Origin of the sequence: Mesorhizobium sp. M1D.F.Ca.ET.043.01.1.1 (genome assembly GCF_003952385.1) — a bacterium.
Taxonomy (GTDB): domain Bacteria; phylum Pseudomonadota; class Alphaproteobacteria; order Rhizobiales; family Rhizobiaceae; genus Mesorhizobium.
In genome coordinates this window covers 1,386,090-1,410,880 of sequence record NZ_CP034444.1, presented here as the reverse complement: position 1 = coordinate 1,410,880, position 24,791 = coordinate 1,386,090, and the positions used below count along the sequence as shown (strand labels likewise).

Annotated in this window: 24 protein-coding genes and 3 pseudogenes; 19 read left to right on the top strand and 8 right to left on the bottom strand. The window is 63.8% G+C overall.

From position 1 onward, the window contains the following. Positions 1-134: 134 nt before the first annotated feature. On the bottom strand, positions 135-1,067 hold the full coding sequence (locus tag EJ067_RS07185) for a substrate-binding domain-containing protein (RefSeq protein ID WP_126085330.1): 933 nt from the start codon (positions 1,065-1,067) through the stop codon (positions 135-137). A 275-nt stretch (positions 1,068-1,342) separates the two neighbouring features. Continuing rightward, positions 1,343-2,500, bottom strand: coding sequence for a fumarylacetoacetate hydrolase family protein (locus EJ067_RS07180; protein ID WP_126085329.1), 1,158 nt, complete (start codon positions 2,498-2,500; stop codon positions 1,343-1,345). A 239-nt stretch (positions 2,501-2,739) separates the two neighbouring features. On the opposite strand from EJ067_RS07180, the gene EJ067_RS07175 reads away from it, so the two are divergent. The 6 genes from EJ067_RS07175 (at position 2,740) to EJ067_RS07150 (ending at position 8,786) form a co-directional block, all read left to right on the top strand. Beyond that, the gene (locus EJ067_RS07175) at positions 2,740-3,981 is read left to right on the top strand and encodes an FAD-dependent oxidoreductase (RefSeq protein WP_245468190.1); all 1,242 of its coding nucleotides are present in this window, start codon (positions 2,740-2,742) and stop codon (positions 3,979-3,981) included. A 108-nt stretch (positions 3,982-4,089) separates the two neighbouring features. Beyond that, positions 4,090-4,977 carry an ABC transporter permease gene (locus EJ067_RS07170; protein WP_126085327.1) on the top strand — a complete coding sequence of 296 codons (888 nt, stop codon included), beginning with the start codon at positions 4,090-4,092 and terminating at the stop codon, positions 4,975-4,977. Next, positions 4,974-5,795, top strand: coding sequence for an ABC transporter permease (locus EJ067_RS07165; protein WP_126085326.1), 822 nt, complete (start codon positions 4,974-4,976; stop codon positions 5,793-5,795). Before EJ067_RS07170 ends, EJ067_RS07165 begins: the two co-directional genes overlap by 4 nt. Before the next feature lie 29 nt (positions 5,796-5,824). Further along, positions 5,825-6,895, top strand: coding sequence for an ABC transporter substrate-binding protein (locus EJ067_RS07160; RefSeq protein WP_126085325.1), 1,071 nt, complete (start codon positions 5,825-5,827; stop codon positions 6,893-6,895). Between the two features lie 207 nt (positions 6,896-7,102). Next, positions 7,103-7,711: a cupin domain-containing protein gene (locus tag EJ067_RS07155; RefSeq protein ID WP_126085324.1), complete on the top strand. Its 609-nt coding sequence runs from the start codon at positions 7,103-7,105 to the stop codon at positions 7,709-7,711. Then, positions 7,701-8,786: an ABC transporter ATP-binding protein gene (locus tag EJ067_RS07150; RefSeq protein WP_126085323.1), complete on the top strand. Its 1,086-nt coding sequence runs from the start codon at positions 7,701-7,703 to the stop codon at positions 8,784-8,786. The genes EJ067_RS07155 and EJ067_RS07150 overlap by 11 nt, the downstream gene beginning before the upstream one ends. 121 nt (positions 8,787-8,907) lie before the next feature. Here EJ067_RS07150 and EJ067_RS07145 read toward each other — a convergent pair whose 3' ends face one another. Further along, on the bottom strand, positions 8,908-9,609 hold the full coding sequence (locus tag EJ067_RS07145) for a GntR family transcriptional regulator (RefSeq protein WP_189510455.1): 702 nt from the start codon (positions 9,607-9,609) through the stop codon (positions 8,908-8,910). 237 nt (positions 9,610-9,846) lie between these two features. On the opposite strand from EJ067_RS07145, the gene EJ067_RS07140 reads away from it, so the two are divergent. The 11 genes and pseudogenes from EJ067_RS07140 (at position 9,847) to EJ067_RS34480 (ending at position 20,205) form a co-directional block, all read left to right on the top strand. Further along, a complete protein-coding gene (locus EJ067_RS07140) occupies positions 9,847-10,881 on the top strand; it encodes an ABC transporter substrate-binding protein (RefSeq protein ID WP_189510712.1) in 1,035 nt (344 codons plus the stop codon). Between the two features lie 127 nt (positions 10,882-11,008). Beyond that, positions 11,009-12,088 (top strand): ABC transporter ATP-binding protein, encoded by a 1,080-nt coding sequence (locus tag EJ067_RS07135; RefSeq protein ID WP_126085321.1) that lies wholly within the window; start codon positions 11,009-11,011, stop codon positions 12,086-12,088. Next, on the top strand, positions 12,085-13,008 hold the full coding sequence (locus EJ067_RS07130) for an ABC transporter permease (RefSeq protein ID WP_126085320.1): 924 nt from the start codon (positions 12,085-12,087) through the stop codon (positions 13,006-13,008). Before EJ067_RS07135 ends, EJ067_RS07130 begins: the two co-directional genes overlap by 4 nt. Further along, positions 13,005-13,804 (top strand): annotated as a pseudogene (locus tag EJ067_RS07125) (ABC transporter permease). The gene EJ067_RS07130 and the pseudogene EJ067_RS07125 overlap by 4 nt, the downstream one beginning before the upstream one ends. 22 nt (positions 13,805-13,826) lie before the next feature. Further along, positions 13,827-15,414 (top strand): annotated as a pseudogene (gene ggt / locus EJ067_RS07120) (gamma-glutamyltransferase). Positions 15,415-15,464: 50 nt separating this feature from the next. Further along, positions 15,465-16,994 (top strand): acyl--CoA ligase, encoded by a 1,530-nt coding sequence (locus EJ067_RS07115; RefSeq protein ID WP_126085319.1) that lies wholly within the window; start codon positions 15,465-15,467, stop codon positions 16,992-16,994. After that, positions 16,994-17,980, top strand: a complete 987-nt coding sequence (locus EJ067_RS07110; protein WP_126085318.1) for a 2-dehydropantoate 2-reductase — start codon at positions 16,994-16,996, stop codon at positions 17,978-17,980. Before EJ067_RS07115 ends, EJ067_RS07110 begins: the two co-directional genes overlap by 1 nt. Positions 17,981-18,076: 96 nt before the next feature. Continuing rightward, positions 18,077-19,003 carry an IS1595 family transposase gene (locus EJ067_RS07105; RefSeq protein ID WP_126085317.1) on the top strand — a complete coding sequence of 309 codons (927 nt, stop codon included), beginning with the start codon at positions 18,077-18,079 and terminating at the stop codon, positions 19,001-19,003. Continuing rightward, positions 19,000-19,698 carry a hypothetical protein gene (locus EJ067_RS07100; RefSeq protein ID WP_126085316.1) on the top strand — a complete coding sequence of 233 codons (699 nt, stop codon included), beginning with the start codon at positions 19,000-19,002 and terminating at the stop codon, positions 19,696-19,698. The genes EJ067_RS07105 and EJ067_RS07100 overlap by 4 nt, the downstream gene beginning before the upstream one ends. Continuing rightward, positions 19,695-20,060 (top strand): hypothetical protein, encoded by a 366-nt coding sequence (locus EJ067_RS07095; RefSeq protein ID WP_126085315.1) that lies wholly within the window; start codon positions 19,695-19,697, stop codon positions 20,058-20,060. The genes EJ067_RS07100 and EJ067_RS07095 overlap by 4 nt, the downstream gene beginning before the upstream one ends. Beyond that, the gene (locus tag EJ067_RS34480) at positions 20,035-20,205 is read left to right on the top strand and encodes a hypothetical protein (RefSeq protein ID WP_189510454.1); all 171 of its coding nucleotides are present in this window, start codon (positions 20,035-20,037) and stop codon (positions 20,203-20,205) included. The genes EJ067_RS07095 and EJ067_RS34480 overlap by 26 nt, the downstream gene beginning before the upstream one ends. A 33-nt stretch (positions 20,206-20,238) precedes the next feature. On the opposite strand, the gene EJ067_RS07090 is transcribed toward EJ067_RS34480, so the two are convergent. Next, positions 20,239-20,547, bottom strand: coding sequence for a hypothetical protein (locus tag EJ067_RS07090; protein WP_126085314.1), 309 nt, complete (start codon positions 20,545-20,547; stop codon positions 20,239-20,241). A 59-nt stretch (positions 20,548-20,606) separates the two neighbouring features. Beyond that, positions 20,607-20,840, bottom strand: a complete 234-nt coding sequence (locus EJ067_RS07085) for a hypothetical protein (protein ID WP_126085313.1) — start codon at positions 20,838-20,840, stop codon at positions 20,607-20,609. A gap of 206 nt (positions 20,841-21,046) precedes the next feature. Here EJ067_RS07085 and EJ067_RS07080 point away from each other — a divergent pair, with 206 nt between their 5' ends. Together EJ067_RS07080 and EJ067_RS07075 are read left to right on the top strand one after the other, a co-directional pair. Next, on the top strand, positions 21,047-21,400 hold the full coding sequence (locus EJ067_RS07080) for a nuclear transport factor 2 family protein (RefSeq protein WP_126085312.1): 354 nt from the start codon (positions 21,047-21,049) through the stop codon (positions 21,398-21,400). 186 nt (positions 21,401-21,586) lie between these two features. Next, complete coding sequence (locus EJ067_RS07075; RefSeq protein ID WP_126085311.1) at positions 21,587-21,934, top strand: ArsC family reductase; 348 nt, start codon at positions 21,587-21,589, stop codon at positions 21,932-21,934. Between the two features lie 95 nt (positions 21,935-22,029). Here the strand turns inward: EJ067_RS07075 and EJ067_RS07070 are convergent, their stop codons facing one another. The 3 genes and pseudogenes from EJ067_RS07070 to EJ067_RS07060 form a co-directional block, all read right to left on the bottom strand. Next, positions 22,030-22,383: a DUF488 domain-containing protein gene (locus tag EJ067_RS07070; RefSeq protein ID WP_126085310.1), complete on the bottom strand. Its 354-nt coding sequence runs from the start codon at positions 22,381-22,383 to the stop codon at positions 22,030-22,032. Positions 22,384-22,460: 77 nt separating this feature from the next. Further along, the gene (locus EJ067_RS07065; RefSeq protein WP_126085309.1) at positions 22,461-23,717 is read right to left on the bottom strand and encodes an aminopeptidase; all 1,257 of its coding nucleotides are present in this window, start codon (positions 23,715-23,717) and stop codon (positions 22,461-22,463) included. 102 nt (positions 23,718-23,819) lie between these two features. Further along, positions 23,820-24,731, bottom strand: a pseudogene (locus EJ067_RS07060) (LysR substrate-binding domain-containing protein); the annotation flags it as partial. Between the last annotated feature and the right edge of the window lie 60 nt (positions 24,732-24,791).

Genomic DNA, 24,791 nt, shown 5'->3' with positions numbered 1-24,791 from the left:
TAGATTCTTGATTTTACGCATGTCTTTGTCCCGAAACCGGTTCCCACTTTCGGGAGACATGCTTTAGGCCCGCGCGTGGGCAGGCCGGCGAAAGGAATGGCGTGGCCGAGGCGGCCACGCCATTCGGTCGCGGATTACTTGCCGGACAGGATCTTGTCGTAGACGCCGGCGGTGTCCTTTTCGTAGAGCGCGCCGGTGATCACGTTGAAGCCCGGAGGAATGCCGGCCGACGCCATCGCGGCAAGCGACAGCGCCACATAGCTTGTGGCCTGCGGGTCCTGCCACTGCGCGGCGTTGACATAGCCGTTCAGCACTTCCTGGGTGGTGTCGAGCGAGTTGCCCCAACCGACGACCGGGATTTCGCCCGGCTTGACGCCGACCTGGTCGAACACGCGCTTGATCGAGCCGGTGACGAGGTCGCCGAGGCCGATGATCGCCTTGACCTTGCCCTTGTGCGCGGTGAGATAGTCGACCATGCGGTTGATCACCTCGGCCTGGTCGAGCGTCGCCTCGGTCACCTCATAGGTGATGCCGAGCGGCTCGAACACGCTCTTGATGCCTTCCTCTTCCTGCACGCCGTAAGTGGCGCCGGGCACCTCGACCGGCATCCAAACGAAGTCGCCCTTCTTCACCAGGCCCTTGTCGACCAGGTACTGCGCCCAGTGCTTGCCGAAGGTGACGTTGTCGCCGCCGACATAGGCATTGAAGTTCGCCTTCGGATCGGGCGTGTTGAAGTTGATGATCGGGATGTTGGCCGCGCGGGCCTCCTTGACGATTTCAACCAAGCTCCCCGGATCGGGGCTGGTGGTGACGATGCCGTCGGCCTTGGCCGAGATGGCGGCGCGCACAGCCTCCTGCTGCGATGCGACGTCGCCATTGTGGAACGAGGTGTTTACCTTGCTGCCGGTGTCGCTTGCCCATTGCTTGGCGCCGGCCAGGAAATAGGTCCAGACCGGATCGGCCGGGCCGCCATGCGAAATCCAGTAGAACGTCTTGGCCTCAGCCATCGCCGGAATGGCGAGCGCTGCGATCAAGCCAAGCACGAGCAGTCTCAGCCTCGAAAGCATTCGATTTCCTCCCATGTTGAAATCTCTCCTCTACATCAAGCGCGATGCAGTCCGGGAACCGCATCCCCCGCCAGCGCCGACCGGAAACGTTAAGAGCATTCCCTTTTTCGGCCGATGGCAAGCCTCCGCCGCCAATGGATGTTGGCACGGCCGCGCACGCCATCAGCGAACCCATCAGATTGCATCAGTTGCGGTGATATTTTGCGGGCAAACCCTCGCCGTTGCGCCCCATCAGCCTGTCGTGATGGGCACAAGCGTGTTGCCGCTTTGATCCGCTAGATGAGATCGGCCCGGGCGAGATCGCGCATCAGATGGCTGGCGCCGTAGGTCCAGTGCGGGCAGTCCGGCGACAGCCGCACGCGATTGACCAGGGCACCGAGTTTTTCGGACGAGATGGTGACCAAATCGCCGACCTTGTGGGTAAAGCCCTTGCCCTTCTCGCCGCGATCCTTCGACGGCACGAACATGGTGCCGAGATAGAGCGCCAGCCCGTCCGGATACTGGTGATGCGGCCCCATCGCGGCCTTGACCAGCTCTTCCGGCGAGCGGCTGATTTCGGCCATCGAGCTTGCGCCCTCCAGCGAAAATCCATCCTCGCCCTCGACGCCGAGCCGCACCGTCGCGCGCTTCACGTCGGCGATAGAAAAGGTCTCGTCGAAGAGCCGGATGAAGGGGCCGAGCGATGCGGAAGCATTGTTGTCCTTGGCCTTGCCGAGCAGCAGCGCCGACCGGCCCTCGACGTCGCGCAGGTTGACGTCGTTGCCGAGCGTGGCGCCCACGATGCGGCCCGAGCTGTCGGCGATCATGGCGATCTCCGGCTCCGGATTGTTCCAGGTGGAGACCGGATGCAGGCCGACATCGGCGCCGAAGCCGACGGAGGCCATGGGCTGGCACTTGGTGAAGATCTCGGCGTCGGGGCCGATGCCCACTTCCAGATATTGCGACCAGGCCCCGCGCTGGATGAGCTTGGCCTTGATCTCCATCGCCTCGGGCGAGCCGGGCTTCAGCTTCGAGAGGTCATGGCCGATCAGCCCGGCAATGTCGGCGCGGATGGCGTCGGCCTTCTCGGCCGAGCCGCGCGCCTGCTCCTCGATGACGCGCTCGAGCAGGCTGACGACGAAGGTGACGCCTGAAGCCTTCACCGCTTGCAGGTCGACGGGCGAAAGCAGGATCGGCTTCTTTGCATCGCGCCCGGCCTCGAAGCTGTTCGCCGCGATGTCTTCCAGCGCGCCGATCGCCTTGCCCTTGGCCGAGCGCACGTGGCCCGCCGGGTCCTTCAGCTCGCAGACGTCGCGCACCGTGGGCGCCGCGCTCGAGGTGATGTCGATCACCTGGCCGCCGCGCACCGTGACCACCAGCGGATGGGAGGCATCGCTGGTTCTGGCGCGGCCGACGAAAAGGCCATCGGCCGGGAGACGGGTCGGGTCGGTCATGGTGTCGGTCCTCTTGATTTTTCGCGCGCGGCACTTTTCCCCGATTTCGCCGAAACGTCTATCCCGTCTATGGCAAGGTTATGGGCTACAGGCATGCTGTCACATAGCCAAGGGTGGACTGGCCTATCGAGCGCTCTTTCAAGTTTGTGAAATCAGCAATAGGATTTTCACGAAGCTCCAGCGCCTCAGGTGAACGCTTGCCCGCAGCCTTTTCCGATCCGATCTGGCAGAAGCCCAAAATGGCCCCGGCGTTCCAGCCCGGGCTATCAGGCGGCGGCACGCTCGACGCGGTCATCGTCGGCGGCGGCATCATGGGCCTGTCGACCGCCTTGCATGCGGCCCGTGCCGGTCTTTCGGTGCAGGTGCTGGATGCTGGCGCGATCGGGCAGGGCGCTTCCGGCCTCAATGGCGGCCAGGTCATTCCCGGCCTCAAATATGATCCGGAATGGCTGATCGGGCATTTCGGTACGGAGCGCGGCGGGGCCCTGGTCGACTTCGCCGCCTCGACGGCCGATGCCGTGTTCGACCTCATCCGCGACGAGCAGCTCGCGGTGCCGTTCACGCGCAACGGCTGGATCCAGGCGGCGCACACCGAGACCGCGTTGAAGGCTGCCGCCAATCGCGACCGGCAATGGCGGGGGCGCGGCGCCGACGTCAAGCTGCTCGACCGGGTCGAGATCGCTGCCATGACCGGCGCCAAGGGCTATCTCGGCGGCTGGCTCGACCGTCGCGCCGGCGTCATCGATCCACTGTCCTACACGCTGGAGCTGGCGCGCATCGCCTCGGCGGCCGGTGCCAGGATCGCCGAGGGGCAGAAGGTGGTGAAGCTCAGCAGGGAAGCAGGCATCTGGCGGGTATCGGTGCAAGGCGGTGCCGAATTGCGCGCCAAGTCGGTCGTGCTTGCCACCAATGCCTATACGGATGGCCTGCTTCCCGGCCTCGCCCGGACCATCGTGCCGCTGCACTCTTTCCAGATCGCCACCGCGCCGCTGCCGGCCGGGCTTGCTTCCACGATCCTGCCCGGCGGCCAGGCCGTCTCGGACTCCCGTCGCATTCTCGTCTACTACCGCAAGAGCGCGGACGGCCGGCTGGTGCTCGGCGGCCGCGGGCGCATGGCGCTGCCGTCCAGCGCCGCGGACTGGGCGCATCTCGAGCGCGCGCTCACTCGCCTCTATCCGGTGCTTGCCGGCATCGCCATCGACAAGCGCTGGTTCGGCCGCGTGGCGATAACGCCGGACCATCTTCCGCACCTGCATGAGCCGGAAAAGGGCCTGCTTGCCGTCGTCGGCTGCCAGGGCAGGGGCGTCGGGCTGATGAGCGCGCTTGGCAAGCGCATGGCGAACTACCTGGCGAATGGCGATGTCGGGGAATTGCCATTCCCGTTGTCGCCGGTCCGACCGATCCCGTTCCACGCCTTCCGCCAGATCGGCGTCGCCGCCACGATCACCTGGTACCGGATGCTCGACGCATTCGAGCCCTGATGGCGACCGCGTGCGGCGCACAAGCGATTCAGCTTGACGGTTTCACAAATATGAAAAAGAATTAGCTGATTTCAAAAATCGATGGGCAGCTGCCCAGTAGGCAATAAAATGTCGACCATCGTTGCAGCGCGGCCATCGCCGGAAACCCGCATCTCGCCGGTCTTCCGCTTCGCCATGCTGGTGCCCGGCGGGCTGGTCACCTTCTTCCTGATCCTGTTCGCGCTCGGCCTGGTGCTCTTGCTCGCCTTCAGGAGCAATGACGGCTCCCTGCTCGGCGCCGGCCTGACGGCGGAGAATTTCGTCACCGTGGCCACCGATCCGCTCTACTGGACGGTGACGCTGCGCTCGCTGGTGATCGCCGGCCTTGTCACGCTTGCGACCGTTGTGACCGCCTATCCCGTCGCCTACTACCTCGCCTTCCATGCCGGGCGTCGGCGCAATCTGCTGCTCTTCCTGGTCACGCTGCCGTTCTGGACCAGCTATCTGCTCCGCGTCTTCGCCTGGAAGATCGTGCTTGCCTATAACGGCGTGCTGAATTCGGCCTTCATCGAAAGCGGCCTCTGGTCGGAACCGACGCTGGCCTTCCTCAACACGCCGGCAGCGGTCGTGGTGACGCTGGCGCACGCCTACGCGCCCTTCGCCATCCTGCCGATCTACGTGGCGCTGGACACCATCCCGAAATCGCTGCTCGAAGCCGCCTCCGATCTCGGCGCGCGACCCTTCACCAGCTTCCGCCGCGTCGTGCTGCCCAACTCGATGCCGGGCGTGCTGGCGGCGGCGCTGGTCGTCTTCGTGCCGACCGTCGGCGACTATGTCACGCCGGCCATGGTCGGCGGCCCGGCCAGCACCATGATCGGCACGCTCATCCAGTCGCAGTTCGGCAAGGCCAATGACTGGCCCTTCGGCGCCGCGCTCTCGGTCTGCGTCATGCTGGTCATCCTGTGCGTGGTGCTGGTCGTGCGCGGCACCGACCGCAGGTTTGGCAGCCGTACATGAGCAGCGCGCGCAAAGGGGCAAATGCAGGCGGCCGCTGGCTCGGCCTCTATGTGCTTGCCTATCTCGTCTTCCTCTATCTGCCGATCCTTTTGATCCCGCTGTTTTCCTTCAACGATTCCATCCAGGCGGCATTTCCGCTGCAGGGTTTCACGCTCGGCTGGTATGAGACGCTCTACGGCAATCCGGCGCTCTCCGGCGCCTTGGCGAACAGCCTGATCATCGGCGTCATCGCCGCATCGGGCGCAACGCTCTGCGGCATCACCGTCTCCTACATGGACCTCTACGGCCGCTCGCCGCTTGCCGCCACCATCAGCGCCGTAGCCCGGCTGCCGATCCTGATCCCCGGCGTCATCGTCGGCATTTCGCTCTTGATCCTGGTCAACCTCATCGGGCTGGGGCCGTCGCGCATCGCCATCGTGCTCGGCCATATCCTGGTGGCGCTGCCGACGACGGTGGTGGTGATGCGCAGCCGCTTCGCCGCCATCCCGAAGACCATCCGCGAGGCGGCGCTCGATCTTGGCGCCTCCGACTGGACGACATTCAGGCGCGTCATGCTGCCGCTGAGTGCGCCGGCCGTGCTGTCGGCCTTCATGCTCGCTTTCCTCACCTCCTTCGACGAGTTCATCGTCGTCTTCTTCCTCGCCGGCACCGAGCCGACGCTGCCGCTCTACATCTGGAGCCAGCTGCGCTTCCCGCGCTCGCTGCCGACCGTGATGGCGCTGGGCACGGTGATCCTCACCGTGTCCTTCATCATCGCCGCGCTCGCCGAGCTCCTGCGCCACCGCGGCCTCGGCGCGGCGCGTCGCAATCCAGCCTGAACCACAACAAGAGAGAGAGGAGAACGAAAATGACATTCCACCTGAAATCGATCACTGGACTGAAGGCCCGCGCCGGCCTTGCCGCCTTGGCCTTGGCGCTGTCGTCGACGGTCGCTGTTGCCGCCGACAAGCTGCAATACTTCACCTGGTCGGGCTACGAGTTGCCGGACTTCAACAAGAGCTTCCTCGCCGCGCATCCGGACGGCGTCGAGGCGACGATCTTCGGCGACGATGACGACGCCTTCACCAAGGTCAAGGCCGGCTTCCGGCCCGACATCGCGCATCCCTGCTACGACAAGGTGGCGCGCTGGAACAAGGAAGGCCTGCTGCAGCCGATCGACACCAAGCGCATCAAGAACTGGGATTCGATCTTCCCGGTGTTCAAGAACCTGCCCGACCTGCAGGCCGGCGACGGCAAGGTGTGGATGGTGCCGTGGGACTGGGGCAACACCTCGATCCTCTACCGCACCGACCTGGTCAAGGACCCCGAGGCGAGTTGGAACCTTCTGTGGGACAAGCAATATGCCGGCCGCATGGCGACCATCGACGCCGTGCATGACACGCCGATCGTCGCCGCGCTGCTGGCGGGCGTGAACCCGTTCGACATGACGCCGGAGCAGATGGAGAAGGTCGCCGCGAAACTGCGCGAGCAGCGGCCGCTGCTGTCGAGCTACACCACCGACATGACCTCGGTCGAGCAGGCCTTGGCCAGTGGCCAGCTGGTCGCCGCAATGACCTGGAACGCGTCGGCCACCTCGCTCAAGAAACAGGGCGTGCCGGTCGAATTCATGAAGCCGAAGGAAGGCATGCTGACCTGGGCCTGCGGCTTCGTTATGCTGAAGGACGCCAAGAACGTCGACCTCGCCTATGACTTCATCAACAGCCGGCTCGATGCCGACTCCGGCAAATACCTGATCCAGTCGTATGGCTATGGCAGCTCGCTCGCGACCGCCTTCGCCGGCGTGTCGAAGGACGAGCTGGAAAAGCTGCAATTGCCGGCCGATCCGGACGTGATGCTGAAGAGCACCATCTTCACCGGCCCGATGAAGCAGAATGACGATGTGGCGAAGATGTTCGAGAAGGTGAAGGCCGGCGGGTGAGCGTAGCGGACTCCCCTTCTCCCCTTGTGGGAGAAGGTGGATCGGCGCGCAGCGCCGAGACGGATGAGGGGTGTTGGACGGATCGCCGTCCCTGCCAAGCTGGAGCACCCCTCATCCGTCGCCTTCGGCGACACCTTCTCCCACAAGGGGAGAAGGGGAGCCTGGCGGGGCTGCGCCGCGCCGACGAAGACTAGCGAGGACTGCTGCATGGACGTTTTTGACGAAGCCGCGGAGAAACCGAAGGACGATGCCGACGTCCGCGTCGGCCGGCGCGTGCGGGCGCTGAGGTTGGAGCGCAAGCTGTCGCTGGCCGAGCTTGCCGCCAAGGCCGGCATTTCCATCGGCGCGCTCAGCCAGATCGAGCGCGGCATGTCCTCGCTCCGCGTCAAGGTGATCTGGCCGCTCGCCGCCGCCCTCGACATCGAGCCCTCGGCGCTGATCGCCGACGGCAATGATGCCGTCAACGACCTCTATTGCGTGCGCGCCGACAAGCGGCGACAGATTCCGGTGAAATCCGAGGGTATCGCCAAGGCGCTGCTGTCGCCGCCGGCTGCCGCGCTCACCGGCATGCTGGTGACGGTCGAGGCCGGCGGCGGCACGGCGGAAGCCTACGCCCATGCCGGCCACGAGTTCGGCTTCGTGCTGACGGGCGAGGTCGAACTGGTGGTGGATGCCACGACCTATCTGCTGAAGGCAGGCGACAGCTTCGCTTTCAAGAGCACGCTGCTGCATGCCTTCCGCAACCCCTGCGCCGAACGCTGCCAAATCCTTTGGGTCAACACCACCAAGCCCTCCGAGGTGCGCGATGGCGCTTGATGCGCTCGTTCGACTGCAGAAAGTCTCGAAGATTTTTCCAGGCGGCATTGTCGGTCTCGAAGCCGTCGATCTCGACATTGCGCCGGGCGAGTTCCTGACCCTGCTCGGTCCCTCCGGCTGCGGCAAGACGACGAGCCTGCGCGTCATCGCCGGCTTCGAGAGCCCGACAAGCGGCAATGTGCTGCTGGAGGGCCGCGACATCACCGGCTTGAGGCCCTTCGACCGCCCGGTGAACACCGTCTTCCAGGACTATGCGCTGTTCCCGCATATGGACGTCGCCGCCAATGTCGGCTTCGGCCTCTCGCTGCGCAAATTGTCCGGCGCCGATCAGGCCAGGCGTGTCGGCGAGGCGCTCGACATGGTCGGCCTCGCCGACAAGCTCGGCGCCCGCGTCTCCGAGCTCTCCGGCGGCCAGCGCCAGCGCGTCGCGCTCGCGCGCGCCATCGTCTGCGAGCCGCGCGTGCTTCTGCTCGACGAGCCGCTGTCGGCGCTCGATGCGCATCTGCGCGAGCAGATGCAGGTCGAGCTGAAGCGGCTGCAATCGCGGCTCGGCACCACCTTCGTGATGGTCACCCATGACCAGACCGAGGCGCTGTCGATCTCCGACCGCATCGTCGTCATGAACAAGGGCCGCATCGAGCAGATCGCGCCGCCGGCAACGCTGTACGACCGGCCGGCGACGCGCTTCGTCGCCTCCTTCATCGGCACGATGAACCTCTTGCAGTCGCGCTTTCTCGGACGCGACGGCGAGCGGCTGCGCTTCGCCGCCGGCGAGCTGCCGCTGGAGGCGGTCTCCAACACCGGAGAGATGCCGGCCGCCGGCGACACGCGCACGATCGGCGTGCGGCCGGAGGATCTGCTGGCAGCCACCGTGGCCGCCGACGGCACCGCGCCGGCCAGGGTGAGCGGCGTCGTCTTTCACGGCCGCACGCTGCGCCTCCATGCTGAGCTCGGGCAGGGGACTTCGATCGTCATCGACGCGCCGCGCCGCGCCGACGGTTTTCAATTCAGCGTCGGCGACGTGGCCCATATCAGCCTGCGGCGTGGCGCCAACTGCCCTGTGCTTTCGAGCTGACCGCTAGTCTAGAGCGTTTCAGCGATTCATAGAATCGCCGAACCGCCCTAAGTATTTGTTTTTACGAAATTCCCGACGGAAAACCGTTACACACTTTTCCTGGAATTGCTCTAAAGACCGGTCAGGACGCCCTGGCGAAGAATCCCTGGTAGTCGGATTTGGCCTGCAGCAGGCGCAGGATGTTCTCGCGCGAGCCGCGAACATGCGCGCGAGCGCGCTCGCCGGCTAAAGCGACATCGCCGGCGCAGATCGCGTCGACGATGCCGGTATGCTCCTCGCGGGTGATCTTCCATTCGTCCAGCCACAGAAGCTCCGTCCAGACATATTGCTGGCATTTGTCGAGGATGCCGCAGAGCATGCCGTGGAGCATCTCGTTGCCGCTGAGTTCGGCGATCACCCGGTGCAGGTCGATGCCGACCTGCAATTCCTCGAATTTCTCACGTGTGCTGCGGTCGGGGATCGCCGCCAGGCGCTCGCATTCGGCGAGCATCTCGCGCAGCCTTGCCTTGTCGGCGCTGGTGGCGTTGGCCGCCGCCAGCTCGGTCGCGCGCCCGTCGAGCAGCTCGCGGATATCGAAGGCTTCGCGGAACATGTTCAGGTTGAACTCGGCAACGATATAGCCCTGGCGCGGCCGGCCGATGACCAAGCCGTCGCGTTCGAGCCGGTTGAAGGCCTCGCGCACCGGCGTGCGGCTTACCTTCAGGCGCTCGGCGATCTCGTTTTCCGTCACGCGGCCGCCCGGCGGGATCTGACCGGTGATGATCATCGCCTTCAGCTTCTCGAACACCGAGTCGCGCAGCGTGTTCTTTCTCTCCTTGCTCAAGCGTCCCGCCTCCAACGGTCTGTCATGGATTCGCAGTTGTAGTGCCTTTTGGCTCCTGCTTGAAACAGGACGGTTTCCGACAAGGGCCAAGCTCCGAACCGACGCCTTCGTTCATCTTTGCCAAAAAACGCATAGCCCGTGTTGACATCGGCTTCCGGTGAATTACACTCAAAATTGTATACAAACTCGCATACCAAATCAATGATAATGGGAACACCGGTTGGAGAAGCGATAATGATGAAGACACATATCTATGGTCTGGCCGCCGCTGGCCTGCTGGCCTCGTTCGCCGTTCCGGCGTCGGCCGCCGACACCATCACCGTCGCCTCATGGGGCGGCACCTATCAGGAGGCGCAGACCAAGGCCTTCTTCGATCCGACGGCCAAGGAGCTTGGCATCACCATCAAGCAGGACACCACCAACGGCCTGGACGACGTGCGCCTGCAGGTCACCGGCAACGCCGTCAAATGGGACATCACCGAGCTTGGCGCCGACGAATGCGCGCGCGGCTCCAAGGAAGGCCTGTTCGAGAAGCTCGATTACAACCTCATCGACAAGAGCGGCATCAACCCGAAGCTTGTCCATGACGACTGGGTCGGCATCTCCTACACCTCCGTGGTGCTGATCTACCGGACCGATGTTTTCGGTGACAAGGGACCGAAGACCTGGGCCGATTTCTGGGATGTCGAGAAGTTTCCGGGCCGCCGCGCCCTCTCCGGCAGCCAGGCGACCGAAACGCTGAGCGTCGCGGCACTCGCCAAGGGGCTTCCGATCGACAAGGTCTATCCGGTCGACATCGATGGCGCGCTGCAATCCGTCGACAAGGTCCGGGGCCATATCGACGCCTGGTGGACGTCCGGCGCGCAGGCCATGCAACTCGTCAAGGATGGCGAGGTCGATATGGCAAGCATCTGGAACGGCCGCGCCGGCACCTTGAAGAAGGAAGGCGCGCCGGTAAGCTTCTCCTTCGACCAGGGCGTGCTCGCCGCCGACTGCATGGTCATCCCGAAGGGTTCGAAGAACAAGGACCTTGCGATGAAGGCGCTGGCCAGGTTCGTCAGCCCGGATCTCCAGGCCAACCTGCCGCTCTATGTCGACAACGGTCCGGCCAACGAGAAGGCCTTCGAGACCGGCAAGATCCCGCAGGAGCGGATCAAGGACATCAACTCCTCGCCCGAGAACGTCAAGAAGCAGGTGCTGCAGGATCCCGAATTCTGGCGCGACACCCTCGTCGAGGCGACCGAGAAGTTCAACAACCTGATCCAGCAATAGGCTAAGCAATTCCAGGAAAAGTGCGCAGCGGTTTTCCGTCCGGAATTGGGTAACAACAGACTGCCGGAGCGGCGCGCCGAAGCGTCGCTCCGTTCCAGACAATGTTCCGGAGTTGAAGGAGATGCTCTTGTCTCTTGCGCCGTCAGCGCTTCCCATCGGCATTCACGGTATCGAGAAGCGCTTCGGCTCGCTCTCCATCCTGAGCGATCTCAGCCTCGATGTCGCCGCGGGTGAATTCCTGACGCTGCTCGGTCCCTCGGGATCGGGAAAGACGACGCTGCTGATGATCCTGGCGGGTTTTGTTCGCGCCAATGCCGGCTCAATCAAGGTCGGTGGCGAGGAGATCATCACCATGCCGCCGCACAGGCGCAACATCGGCATGGTGTTCCAGAATTATGCGCTGTTCCCGCACATGAACGTCTTCCACAATGTCGCCTTTCCGCTGAAGCAGCGGCGGGCCTCCGTGGCCGACACCAGGGAGCGCGTGGAGAAGGCGCTTGATCTCGTGCGCCTGCAGGGGCTGGGCGAGCGCCGCGTCGACCAGCTTTCCGGCGGCCAGCGCCAGCGCGTGGCGCTGGCGCGCGCCATCGTCTTCGAGCCGCGCATCGTCTTGATGGACGAGCCGCTCTCGGCGCTCGACAAGGGGCTGCGCGAGCACATGCAGATCGAGCTGCGCAACCTGCACCGCCGGCTCGGCATGACGACCGTCTACGTCACCCACGACCAGCGCGAGGCGATCACCATGTCGGACCGCATCGCGGTCATGAATGCCGGCCGCATCGAGCAGATCGACCAGCCCGAGGCGCTCTATGCCAAGCCGAAGACGAAGTTCGTCGCCGGCTTCATCGGCGAATCCAACTTCATCCCCGTCGAATGCCGCAACGGCAGCGTCTGGTATGAGGACCGCAAGCTGCGCATGAACGATCCGCCGCCGGCCGCCGGTCCGCATCTGATGGTGGTGCGGCCGGAAAAGCTGCGGCTGATCGCCGACACGGACCAGTCGGGCCTCAACATGCTGCCGGCGACCGTTGGCGATGTCATCTACCAGGGCGACAGCTTCATCTGCTACGCGACGCTGCGCGACGGCCGGCAGGTGACGCTGCGCGACTATTGCCGCTCCGACGTGCTGGCGAAGCTGCCGGCGCCGGGCGAGCCGATCACGCTCGGCATCGATGCGCAGGATGTCGTGCTGGTGGCGGACCAATGAGCGTCGGATCCGCGAGCCTCGGCCATGCCGGCAAGTCTGATGGCATGCTGAACGCTGACGCGCTGCGCGCCGATGCGCGGCGGCAGGCACTGGGGCTGCTGGCGCTGCTGTCGCCCGGGCTGTTTCTGGTCTTCGCCGTCATCATCGTGCCGATCGGCTGGCTGTTCTGGCTGTCGCTGTTCGACGAGACCGGTCAGCTCAGCGCCGCCAACTATGCGCGCTTCTTCGAGCAGGCGTCCTACATCAAGACCTTTGCCACCACCTTCAAAGTGGCCTTCGTCGTCACCGGCGCCTGCGTGCTGTTCGGCTATCCGCTGGCCTATATGCTGTCGCAGCTGCCGCGCCGCGCGGCCTCGATCTGCCTGATTTTCGTCATCCTGCCGTTCTGGACCTCGGTCTTGGTGCGCACCTATGCCTGGCTGGTCATCCTGCAGCGCAAGGGCCTGATCAACAACTGGCTGATCGACCTCGGCATCATCGGCCAGCCGCTGCCGCTCGCCAACAATTTCGCCGGCGTTGTCATCGGCATGACGCACATCATGCTGCCGTTCCTGGTGCTGCCGCTTTACGCTTCGATGAAGACGATCGACGTCGACTGCCTGCGTGCCGGCATGAATCTCGGCGCCAGCCCGGCGGCCACCTTCCGCCAGATCTTCTTCCCGCTGTCGCTGCCGGGCCTCGCCTCGGGCGTGGTCATCGTCTTCGTGCTTTGCCTCGGCTTCTTCGTCACGCCGGCGCTGATGGGCGGCGGCAAGGTCATCATGTGGGCCATGCGCATGGAGCAGGCGACCAGCCTCTATTCCAACTGGGGAGCGGGCGCGGCGCTCGGCGTCGTGCTGCTTGCCGTCACGCTGGCGCTGCTCGGCCTGTTCCAGCGGCTGCTCGGCGCGCGCGCCACCGGCGTATGGAGCAGGCGATGAGCGCACAAAACAGCCTGCCCATGTCGCACTGGCAACGTCTCTGGCTCTATCTGCTGGGCGGCCTCGTCATGCTGTTTTTAATCGCCCCCTCGGTGATCATCGTCATCATGTCCTTCTCCGGCTCGACGCTGCTGCAGTTCCCGCCCGAGCAATGGTCGTTGCGCTGGTATGAGGCCTACTTCGGCTCCGTCGAATGGCGCGACGCCACCGTCGTCTCGGTCAAGGTAGCGGTGATACGGCGATCGTGGCGACGCCGCTCGGCACCGCCGCGGCCTATGCCATCAATGCCGGCACGCTGCGGCTGACCGGCGCCATCAATGCGCTGCTGACGGCATCGCTGATCATCCCGGTCATCCTGATCGGCATCGGCACCTTCTTCCTCTATGCGCGCATCGGCCTCAACAACACGCTGACCGGCCTCGTCATCGCCCACACCGTCCAGGCGCTGCCGTTGGTGGTGCTCACCGTGCTTTCCGGCTTGCGTTCCTACGACATGAGCCAGGAAATGGTGGCGCGCAGCCTTGGCGCCGGACGCTTCGCCGCCTTCTTCCAGGTGACCCTGCCGCAGCTGCGCTTCTCGATCGTCTCGGGCGCGCTGTTCGCCTTCATCACTTCCTTCGACGAGGTGGTGGTCTCGCTCTTCATCTCGGGCGGCGAGACGACGACGCTGACGCGCCGCATGTTCAATGCGTTGCGCGATCAGATCGACCCGACGATTGCCGCCATTTCGACTTGCCTGATCGTGCTATCGATCGTCTTGTTGTCCGCCGCCCAGCTTTTCGGCCGCGGACGTTGAATACAGGGATAATCTGAACCGCATGCGTGATTTCCAGTTTCCCGGCCGCTCGCCGGTCCGCGCCACCGAAGCCATGGCCGCGACCTCGCATCCGCTCGCCACACTTGCCGCCATCGACATTCTGCGCTCCGGCGGCAACGCCATGGACGCTGCCGTCTGCGCCGCGGCGGTGCAGGCCGTGGTCGAGCCGCAATCGACCGGCATCGGCGGCGACTGTTTTGTCCTCTATTGCCCGAAGGGCGACGGCAACGTGATCGCTTTCAACGGCTCGGGCCGCGCGCCCCAGGCCGCGACGGTCGACTGGTATCGCGAGAACGGTTTCAGCGAGCTTCCCAAGCAGGGCCCGCATGCGGTCACCGTTCCCGGCGCCGTCGACGCCTGGTGCCGGCTGCTGGAGGATCATGGCCGCAAGGGCATCGCCGACGCTTTGGCGCCGGCCATCCGCTATGCCGAAGAAGGCTATGTCGTGCACGACCGGGTCGCCTTCGACTGGGCTGATCCGGAAACCGATCTGTCGGCCGACGAGGTGGCAACGCGCATCTTCCTGCCGGGCGGCAAGCCTCCCAAGGCCGGCGACGTCCATCGCCAGCCGGAACTGGCTGAGACGCTGCGCATCATCGCCAGGAAAGGTCGCGCCGGCTTCTATGAAGGCGCGGTGGCCGAGGATATTGTCGCACGGCTTCGCCAGCTTGGCGGGCTGCATACGCTGGACGACTTCGCCGCGACGAGGGGCGACTACAGGACTGCGATCGGCACCTCCTATCGCGGCTATGACATCCACCAGATGCCACCGAACAATCAGGGGCTCACCGCGCTCTTGATGCTCAATGTGCTGTCCGGCTTCGACCTTGCCGCGCTCGACCCGAATGGCGCCGAGCGCCTGCATCTGGAGATCGAGGCGGGACGGCTGGCCTACCAGGACCGGGATGCATTTTTCGCCGACCAGGACCATGTCGACGTTCCGGTGAACGCGCTGCTCTCCGGCGCCTATGCCGACCGGCTGCGCGCTGCGATCGATCCCGAGCGCGCGATGACGCATCTGCCGCGTCTTGATCTGCCGGGCAGCGACACGGTCTATATCACCGTCGTCGATAGCGACTTGAATGCGGTGAGCTTCATCAACTCGACCTATTATTCCTTCGGCAGCGGCGTCGTCGGGCCGAAGACGGGCGTCGTGCTGCAGAACCGCGGCTCGAGCTTCCGCCTCGATGCGAAGCACCCGAACGCGATAGCGCCCGGCAAACGGCCGATGCACACGATCATGCCGGGCATGATGACCAGGAACGGCCGCGCCGTGATGCCGTTCGGCGTCATGGGCGGCGGCTACCAGCCCTTCGGCCACGTGCATCTTTTGACCAATATGATCGATTTCGGCATGGACCCGCAGCAGGCGCTGGACGCAGCGCGCGTCTTCTACAACCACGATGTCGTCGAGGCCGAGCGCAGCGTGCGTCCCGACGCCACCGAGGGCCTGCGTCGCCGTGGCCACCGCGTTGTCGAGCCCGACCATCCCCTTGGCGGCGGACAGGGCAGTGCTCATCGATTGGGAAAAAGGCACCCTGACCGGCGCCTCCGATCCGCGCAAGGACGGCCTGGCGCTCGGATATTGAGCAGCCCTTTGCTGGACATCGGCCGACCGTTCGAAACATAGTCTGGAACCATGACAAGAAGCGAAAAATCCATCGACCTCGCCCATCGTCTCGCGCCCGGTGCCGAAGACGCGCCGGCCATTGCTGCGCCCGAACGGGCGGCTCTCTCGCATGGCAGGCTGCGCCGGCTGATCCAGGAGACAGTGGCTCGGCTCAACGCGCTCGGCATCGGCCGCGGCGACCGCGTCGCTATTGTTTTGCCGAACGGCCCGGAGATGGCGACGGCTTTCATCGCGATCGCCGCCGCCGCCTCCACGGCGCCGCTCAATCCCGCCTACCGCGCCGACGAGCTCGATTTCTATCTGAGCGACATCGGCGTCAAGGCGATCCTCGTCGGCAAGGACGAGACGGGGCCGGCGGTCGAGGTTGCCGGGCGTCTAGGCATCTCCGTGCTGCGGCTGGTCGTGCCGGACGGCGCGCCGGCAGGCGTCTTCACGATCGAGGGCGACTCGGCGGGAGCACCTGTCGTGTCCGGATTGGCCAAGGACGGCGATGTCGCGCTGCTGCTCCATACTTCCGGCACGACGTCGCGTCCGAAACTGGTGCCGCTCAGCCACGCCAATCTTGCCGCTTCGGCCGCGCATATCGGCGCAACGCTCGGCCTCAGCGCTGCCGACCGCTGCCTCAACATCATGCCCTTGTTTCACATCCACGGGCTGATTGCGGCGGTGCTGTCCTCGCTTGCCGCCGGCGGCAGCGTGTTCTGCACGCCGGGCTTCAACGCGCTGCGCTTCTTCCAGTGGCTGAGCGAGGCGAAGCCGAGCTGGTACACGGCGGTGCCGACCATGCATCAGGCGATCCTGCCGCGCGCCGCGCGCAATCCCGAGCAACTGGCCCAGGCGAAGCTGCGCTTCATCCGCTCGTCGTCGGCGTCGCTCCCGGCGCAGGTGATGGCCGAGCTGGAATCCACCTTCGGCTGCCCGGTGGTTGAGTCCTACGGTATGACGGAAGCCGCGCACCAGATGGCCTCCAACCGCCTGCCGCCCGGCCTGCGCAAGCCGGGCAGCGTCGGCGCGTCGGCCGGGCCGGAAGTGGCGGTGATGGCGCCGGACGGGCGGCTGCTCGCAGCCGGCGAGATCGGCGAGATCGTTATTCGCGGGCCGAACGTGACCGCCGGCTACGAGAAGAACCCCGACGCCAACGCCGGCGCCTTCGCGCATGGGTGGTTCCACACCGGCGACCAGGGCGTGCTCGACGAGGACGGTTATCTGCGCGTCACCGGCCGGCTGAAGGAGATCATCAATCGCGGCGGCGAAAAGATCTCGCCGCTCGAGGTCGACGGCGTGCTGATGGACCATCCGGCGGTGGCGCAGGTCGTCACGTTCGCCATGCCGCATGACAAGCTCGGCGAAGAGGTCGCGGCGGCGATCGTGCTGCGCGAAGGCCAGAGCGCCAGCGAGGCCGATATTCGCGGCTTCGCCGCGACGCGGCTCGCCGATTTCAAGGTGCCGCGCAAGGTGGTGATCCTGGACGAGATTCCGAAGGGCGCGACCGGCAAGTTGCAGCGCATCGGCCTTGCGGCAAAGCTCGGTCTCGGCTGATGCGCATCACAGTCTTTGGCGCCGGTGCCATCGGGGGCTATCTCGCCGCCAAGCTGGCGATCGCCGGCAACGTCGATCTGTCGATCGTGGCGCGCGGCGCGCATCTCGAAGCGATCGAGGCCAACGGCCTTCGCCTGATCGAGGACGGCAAGGAGCAAGCGACACGGGTGAGGGCCGCGGCCCGGGCAGAAGAGCTCGGCGCGCAGGACTATGTCGTGCTGGCGTTGAAGGCGCACTCGCTGGCGCCGGCGCTCGGCCAGATCGCGCCGCTGCTGGGCGAGGGGACCGCCGTCGTCACCATGCAGAACGGCGTGCCCTGGTGGTATTTCTACAGGGCACGCGGCGCGCTCGAAGGCACGCGGCTGAACGCGGTCGATCCCGGCGGGACGATCTGGCAGCGCATCGGGCCCAAGCGCGTCATCGGCTCGGTCGTCTATCCGGCGGTCGAGGTCGATGCGCCCGGCCTGATCCGTCATGTCGAGGGCACGCGCTTTTCGCTCGGCGAGCCTTCCGGCGAAAAGAGCGAGCGTGTCGCAGCACTCGCGCGCGAACTGGTCAAGGCCGGGCTGCAGGCGCCGGTCCGCGAGGACATACGCTCGGAGATCTGGGTGAAGCTCTGGGGCAATCTCTCCTTCAACCCGATCTCGGCGCTGACCGGCAGCACGCTCGCCGCCATCGTCGCTGATCAAGGCACGCGCGCGCTTGCCCACGCCATGATGCTGGAGGCTCAGGCCATTGGCGAGAGCCTCGGCGTGCGTTTTCCCGTTTCCGTCGACCGGCGCATCAAGGGCGCCGGCGATGTCGGCGAGCACAAGACCTCGATGCTGCAGGATCTCGAGCGCGGCCGCCCGATGGAGATTGATGCGTTGGTGAGCGCCGTGCAGGAACTCGGCCGCCTGACCGGCCAGCCGACGCCGGCCATCGACAGCGTTCTGGCGCTGGTGCGGCGCCTGGCGATCGAACGTGGATGTTATTCTTCCTTGTAGAATGTTCCTGTTTTGTTCTAGACTATCCTTGGCGATTATGTACTTTACAAACACGGGAAACGCTGATACCTTGATTTCACACTAGGAATCCGGGTTATGAGCGTCCTTTCCGAACCGCACTTTCACAACGAAGAAGCCGCTTTCGAGCGGTTGGAAGCGATTGTGTGGCCGGAGGGTCCGGTTTGCCCGAAGTGCGGCAATTGCGAACAGAACCGCATTACCCGCGTGACCGGCGCGACTGCCCGCACTGGCCTTCGTCGCTGCTTGGAGTGCAAGAAGCAGTTCACGGTGAAGGTCGGAACGGTGTTCGAAAGCAGCCACGTTCCGCTGCATAAGTGGTGGCAGGCGGCGCACCTTCTGGCGTCCAGCAAGAAGGGCATCAGCGCCCATCAGCTGCACCGCACGCTACAGGTCCAGTACAAGACCGCTTGGTTCATGTTCCATCGTCTGCGCGAAGCGATGCGCGACGGCGGCTTTTCTCCCATCGGCGGTGAAGGGAAGCAGGTCGAGGTTGATGAAACCTACATTGGCCGGCTGAAGGGCCAGCCTAAGCGCTTCGGCGGTGGCGGCCACAAGAACGTTGTTTTGACGCTAGTGGAACGCGGCGGCATCGCGCGTTCCTTTCATGTGGATGGCGCTACCGTTGCTCGCGTCGTGCCGATCGTGCGCGCCAACATTGCCAAGGAAACGGCTTTGATGACCGACGAGAGCAATCTGTATCCGCGCGTCGGAGCGGAATTCGCTTCTCATGATTTTGTGACCCACAAGAACCAAGAGTATGGCCGTGGCCATGTCCATACGAACACGGTTGAAGGCTATTACAGCATCTTCAAGCGCGGCATGAAGGGTGTTTACCAACATTGCGGTGAGCAGCATCTTCACCGCTATCTTGCGGAGTTCGATTTCCGCTACAGTAACCGCGTCGCGCTTGGCGTCGATGACAACAACCGGACGGTCAAGGCTATGGCTGGCATCGTTGGAAAGCGTCTGAAATATCGGGACTCGTCGGTAGGCGTCCTGTGACGTTCGATCCTCGAAAACCCGACTTGCTAGGCGGCGGAATATTCACCGTTCCTGAAACCGCAGAGCTAGTTGAAGCGCCCCAGGCGTCTGTGCGGGTTTGGGTGAACGGCAAGAAGGGACGCCAGCAGCCGGTCATTGATAACCAGCTTGGGTTGGTGAATGGAAAGGTTGCGGTCAATTTCACCAATCTCATGGAGCTTCGTTTCGTTGCGAGGTTTGCCAACGAGGGAGTACGTCTGAACGAAATCCGCTCCATCTTGCAGGAGGCGAAAGCTACCCTCGCTCACCCGCATCCTTTTGCGACGCGTATTGTGTTCCAAACTGATGGCAGGAAAATCGTAGCGGCGATTTCCAGAAAGCACGGCGTCGAACTCGTTTATGAGGATCTGAAAACCAAGAACTTTGAGATGCCGATCATCGTTATGCCTTCTCTGAAAGAGGATGTTATTTTCGACCCGGCCGGCAATATGGTCGCTTGGTATCCGCGAAAGGAAACAGCCCCGAACGTTATCGTTCATCCGCGCTTCTCTTTTGGAAGACCAATTCTGCAGGAAAGCCATATACCGACAGAGAGGCTGGCCCATGCCGTAAAGGTGGAGGGAAGCTGTGTTGTGGTGGCGGACCAGTTCGAAATATCTGAAAAGCAAGTTAGAGAAGCCGTACGCTTCGAGGCTGACTTGCGGCAGGCGGCTTGAAGGTCGCCTTTGATGAAAATATGCCAGCCGCCATGGTGCGGGTCTTCAAGCTTTTCCATAAAGAGCGCTGGGACAATTGGCTCTTCTGCCGTAAGGCCGCTTTGTTGCTGCATTGGTGGCCGACGATCCTGGCGCATGTTCGGACAGCCAGTCCGGGCTTCTTTGTGGTCCCGTGTGCTTGGCCGGACGAAGGCAAGGGTGCGCTACGCGAGATTTCGACGGAAGACGCGAAGCTGGTTAAAATGCAGCAGCAAATCGCGGACGGAGAGCCCAAGCGAGAAGCCCGCAAGGCGAAGCGTGAGAAGGCCGCCGCAGCCGACCAGATGAGAATGTTTAATGAAGCCCAAGACGAAGCAAGCTGATCAGTCCGCCGAATTCATTCGAGTGGCGAAAGAGATTGGCGCGGATAATGAAAAGTCCGCCGCCGACGCTCTAATGGGCAAGCTGGCGAAAACGCCGCCAGACCCGAAACACAAGCCGGCTGTAAAGCCGAAGCGAAAGAAATGAAACCCACAAGACGGCGTAATTGGGCGAGCGTAATTAACTCGAACCATCTTGATTTGGCTCGTCAGATAAACCGCCTTCTATCACGGTCGGTATCCAAGTCGGCGGTGCCGATGGGTCGCGTAAAAGTTTCGCCAAGTTCTCCATCATCAGAAGATCAAGTCGCTGGACTTGCGCAGCCTTGCCCGTAGCGGTTGCGGCGGCTTCCTTGGCACCAGCTTCTAATTGGTCGGCGAACCTCTGCTTATCCACCAGCTTATTGCTGTCCAATTCTCGAATGAGAGCCGAGAAGATTATATTCACGCCATTCAAGATACCGACAATGGCGGCATGATCGTTTGACATATTGAAATCCTGCGAAAGCTACAGAGATGCAAAAGCTCGCTGTTACCGTCAGTGGCCTTTCAGCCCTTTGTCCAAGTCGGCTTCACGCCAGTACCGAATGTGTTCTCGACCATCTTGTCGATTTCGGCCTTGGCAAGTTCGATAAGTGCTTCCTTGACTTGGGCATATCGGCCGAACTCGCGACCGCATCCGAAGCACTTCAGGATGTCGTCGTCCTTGGGCGGATTGCTCTCGTCAATCGAGACGGCGTGTCCGCAATCGTTGCACTTGAAAGTGATCTGGTCGGACGACATGGCTAACCCCCGCGCTTCCCAAGGGTTTGAGCGTGCTCCGAGTCGGTCTGTTTGTAAAGTACATAATCGCCCTATCCTTCGAAGCGTGAATATCTTCGCCGCTGAGGCCGCCATCCTGACACGAATTGTCACCTGCGAGGTGACCTGACGGTGGCGGGCGAAGAATCGATCCCTACTTCATGTCTGGTCCAAACCGGGAGGAAATCATGACCACCGCCGAAATAGCCAAGGATTTCACCGAACTCCTCAAGCAGGGCGACAGCCACGGCGCTGCCGCGAAATACAATGCTGACGACATCGTCAGCTATGAGGCCATGGAAGGGCCGATGGCCGTCTGCAACGGCAAGGAAGCCGTGAAGCAGAAGGGCGCATGGTGGGAAGCCAACCATGAGGTTCACGGCGGCTCGGTCGAGGGCCCCTATGTCAATGGCGACCAGTTCGCCTTGCGCTTCAGCTTTGACGTGACGCCCAAATCTACCGGCGAACGCGTCAAAATGGACGAGGTTGGCCTCTACACGGTCAAGAACGGTAAGATCAGCGAAGAGCGCTTCTATTATTGAGGCCGGCCTGCTCTTGGCCTTTCGCATTTTGCTCTGCACGATTGAAAATGAGGATGGCGACCGGAATGATATTCCGGCCGCCGCCATGCGGCGCGTCGAATGGTCTTCACATGGTCACGCTGGCAAAGCGGGCAGGGCAGGCCTAGGTTCCCGTCAGATTCGCAACCCATCCGCCCGAGGTCTGAATTGACGATCACCATGTACGGCATCACCACCTGCGACACGATCAGGAAGGCGCGCGCCTGGCTGGATAGCCACGACATTCCGTACCGCTTCCATGACTACCGGGCCGAGGGCATCGAGGCGGAGAGGCTGGACGGCTGGGTCGGCGAGGTCGGCTGGGAAAAGCTGCTTAACAAGGGCAGCACCACTTTTCGCGAGCTGCCGGAGAAGGCCAAGGAAGCGCTCGACGAGAAGAAGGCGAAGAAGCTGATGCTCGCCAAGCCGACCATGATCAAGCGCCCGGTGCTGGAAGTCGGCGAGCGTATCTTGGTCGGGTTCAGGCCGGACATTTATCAAGAGGCAGTGAGGTAGGGTTGCGCGGCGGGAAGCTGCCAGTCTCCCCCGCAAGGGGGGAGATCAGATGTCGCGTCGGTCTTCGCCAATCATGATGGGTTGCGCAGAGTTCCTCACATCTCCCGCAAATATCCCGCCAGCGCCACCGCGTTGTTGTGTGCCTCGTCACGCGCGCCATAGAGCAGCGTCACCTTGCCTTCACCCACCAGGCCATGCAACTGGGCCACCGCGTCGCCATTCGCGTCAAGTTCGGCTCTGTAGCGCCTCTGGAACTCCGCCCAGCGCCCGGGCTCGTGCCCGAACCATTTGCGCAATTCGTCGCTCGGCGCGATGTCCTTCAGCCAGAGCGTCAGCGCTGCATCCTTCCTGGCGACGCCTCGCGGCCAGATGCGGTCGACCAGCACCCGCCGGCCGTCGGCTTTCGCCGGCGCCTCGTAGACGCGCTTCACCGCAATGTCGAAGGCCACTACGCCTCCTTGGTCAAGCAATTCCAGGAAAAGTGTGCAAGCGGTTTTCCGTCCGGAATTGCGCAAAAAAAGTCGTGTCAGGCCCACTCGCCCTTGCGCATGACCGGCACGCGGCTGCCGTCCTTGGCCACACCATCGATGTCGATCTTGTCCGAGCCGATCATCCAGTCGATATGGATAAAACTCTTGTTGCCGCCGCGCTGAGCGATCTCGTCCTGGCTGAGCGACGCGCCGTTGACGAAGCACTTCGAATAGCATTGTCCGAGCGCGATGTGGCAGGCGGCATTCTCGTCGAACAGCGTGTTGAAGAACAACAGCCCGCTCTTGGCGATCGGCGAGGAATGCGGCACCAGCGCCACCTCGCCGAGGCGGCGCGCGCCCTCGTCGGTGTCGAGCACCTTCTTCAACACGTCCTCGCCCTTCGCGGCCTTGGCCTCGACGATCCGCCCGCCCTCGAAGCGCACCGAAATCTCGTCGATCAGCGTGCCCTGGTAGGAAAGCGGCTTGGTCGATGACACGTGCCCTTCGACCCGCCAGGCATGCGGCGTGGTGAAGACCTCCTCGGTCGGGATGTTCGGGTTGCAGGTAATGCCGTTCTTCGCGGTCGAGGCGCCGCCCATCCATTCATGGCCTTCCGCCAGTCCAACGGTCAGGTCGGTGCCGGGGCCGGTGAAATGCAGAGAATGGAAATTGTGCTCGTTCAGCCATTTGGTGCGCTCGGCCAACGCCGCGTTGTGCGCCTTCCAGTTGCCGATCGGATCCTCGACATCCACCCGCGAGGCCGAGAAGATGGCGTCGGCGAGCTTGGCCACCGCGACGTCGTCGGGCTCGCCCGGAAACACCTGCTTTGCCCAGGCAAGGTCGGGATAGGCCACGATGTTCCAGTTGATGTCGAAGCCGGTGATCTTCTCCAGCGCCGGCCGGTAGGCCATCGAGTTCGCCTTGTTGGCGCGCGCCACCTTGGCCGGGTCTTGCGCCGACAGCAGCGCCGGGTCCTCGCCGCGCACGGCGAGCCGCGCGGCATTGTTGGAGAAGGCCTTGGCCATGCCTTCATAAAGCCAGCCGGCGGCGCGGTCGAAACCGGAATCGGCGCCGTAGCGGAAGCGCGCCAGCGTGATCTCGTCATCATTGAAGATCGGCGTCACCAGCCCGGCGCCGGCCTTGTAGGCATGTTCGACGATGCGCCGCGTCAGCGGCAGCGCCGCGATCGACGAGGTCAGCACCAGGTCCTGCCCAGGCTGCAGCTGCAGCCCGACCTTGACGGCGACCTCGGCCAGCCTGTCGAGCTTCACCGGGTCGATCGTTGCCGAAACGCCGCGCGAATGTGTGGTCATGATCCTGCCTGCCGTGATTGTGTGGTCTGGTCCTTACATAGACCGCTGCGGTTGGCCTTTCCACCGCGATCGACTGGTCCTGTTCACGCTCAAACGAGCTTAAGCCGCGCTGTCGAGCGCGCGGAACTGCGCCATGGTGGCCGCGATCTCCTCGCGGATCCAGATCTTGAAGTCGCGCACCTTGCGGCTTTCGCTCTTGGTGGCCGAGGTGACCATCCAGTAGCCGAGCCCGCTCTCGGCGCGCACGCCGAAGGGCGCTACCAGCCTTCCGTCGGCCAGCGCATCGGCGGTGAGCAATTGCCAGGCAAGCATCACGCCATGGCCGGCAATCGTCGATTCCAGGCAGAGCATCGGATCGGTGAAGCGCGCCCCTTTCAGGAAAGTGACCGGTTCGACGCCCGCGGCCTCGAACCAGCTGTCCCAGCTGATCATCGATCGCTCGTCGGTGATGGCGCAGGTCTGCGCCAGGTCCTCGATCGACTTCAGTCTGGCCGCGATCGACGGCGCGCAGACCGGAAACACCTCTTGCGCCAAAAGCAGCTCCGCCCGGCCGCCCGGCCATTTGCCGTCGCCCAGCCGGATGGCGATGTCGATGTCGGACCGGTCGAGGTCGGCGATCCGGGCGGAAGCGTCGATCCGCAGCAGAACGTTCGGGTGCCGGGTGAAATGCCGCGACAGCCGGGGCAGCAGCCATTTCGAGGCGAAGGCCGGCGCCACCGACACCACCAGCGTGCATTCGCTCGCCTCGTCGGCCAGCGCCACCGCTTGCGCGAGCTCGCGGAAGCCGGCGCTGAGCCGGGCCGCGAAGACGGTGCCGAATTCCGTCGGCACAAGCCCTGCCGGCGTCCGCTCGAACAGCGCCTGGGCAAGCTGTCTTTCCGTGCGCTTGACCTGCTGGCTGACGGCGCTGACCGAAACGTTGAGCTCGGCGGCCGCAGCCGCGAGCGAGCCCAGCCGTGCAACGGTTTCGACGGCGCGCAGGCCGTTGAGATGGACACGGTTCAGCATAGCCATTCAGATTTTCTAAACCCGAAGGGCCGAAATCTCAATTGAAACCTGGGGTGGGAACACGGA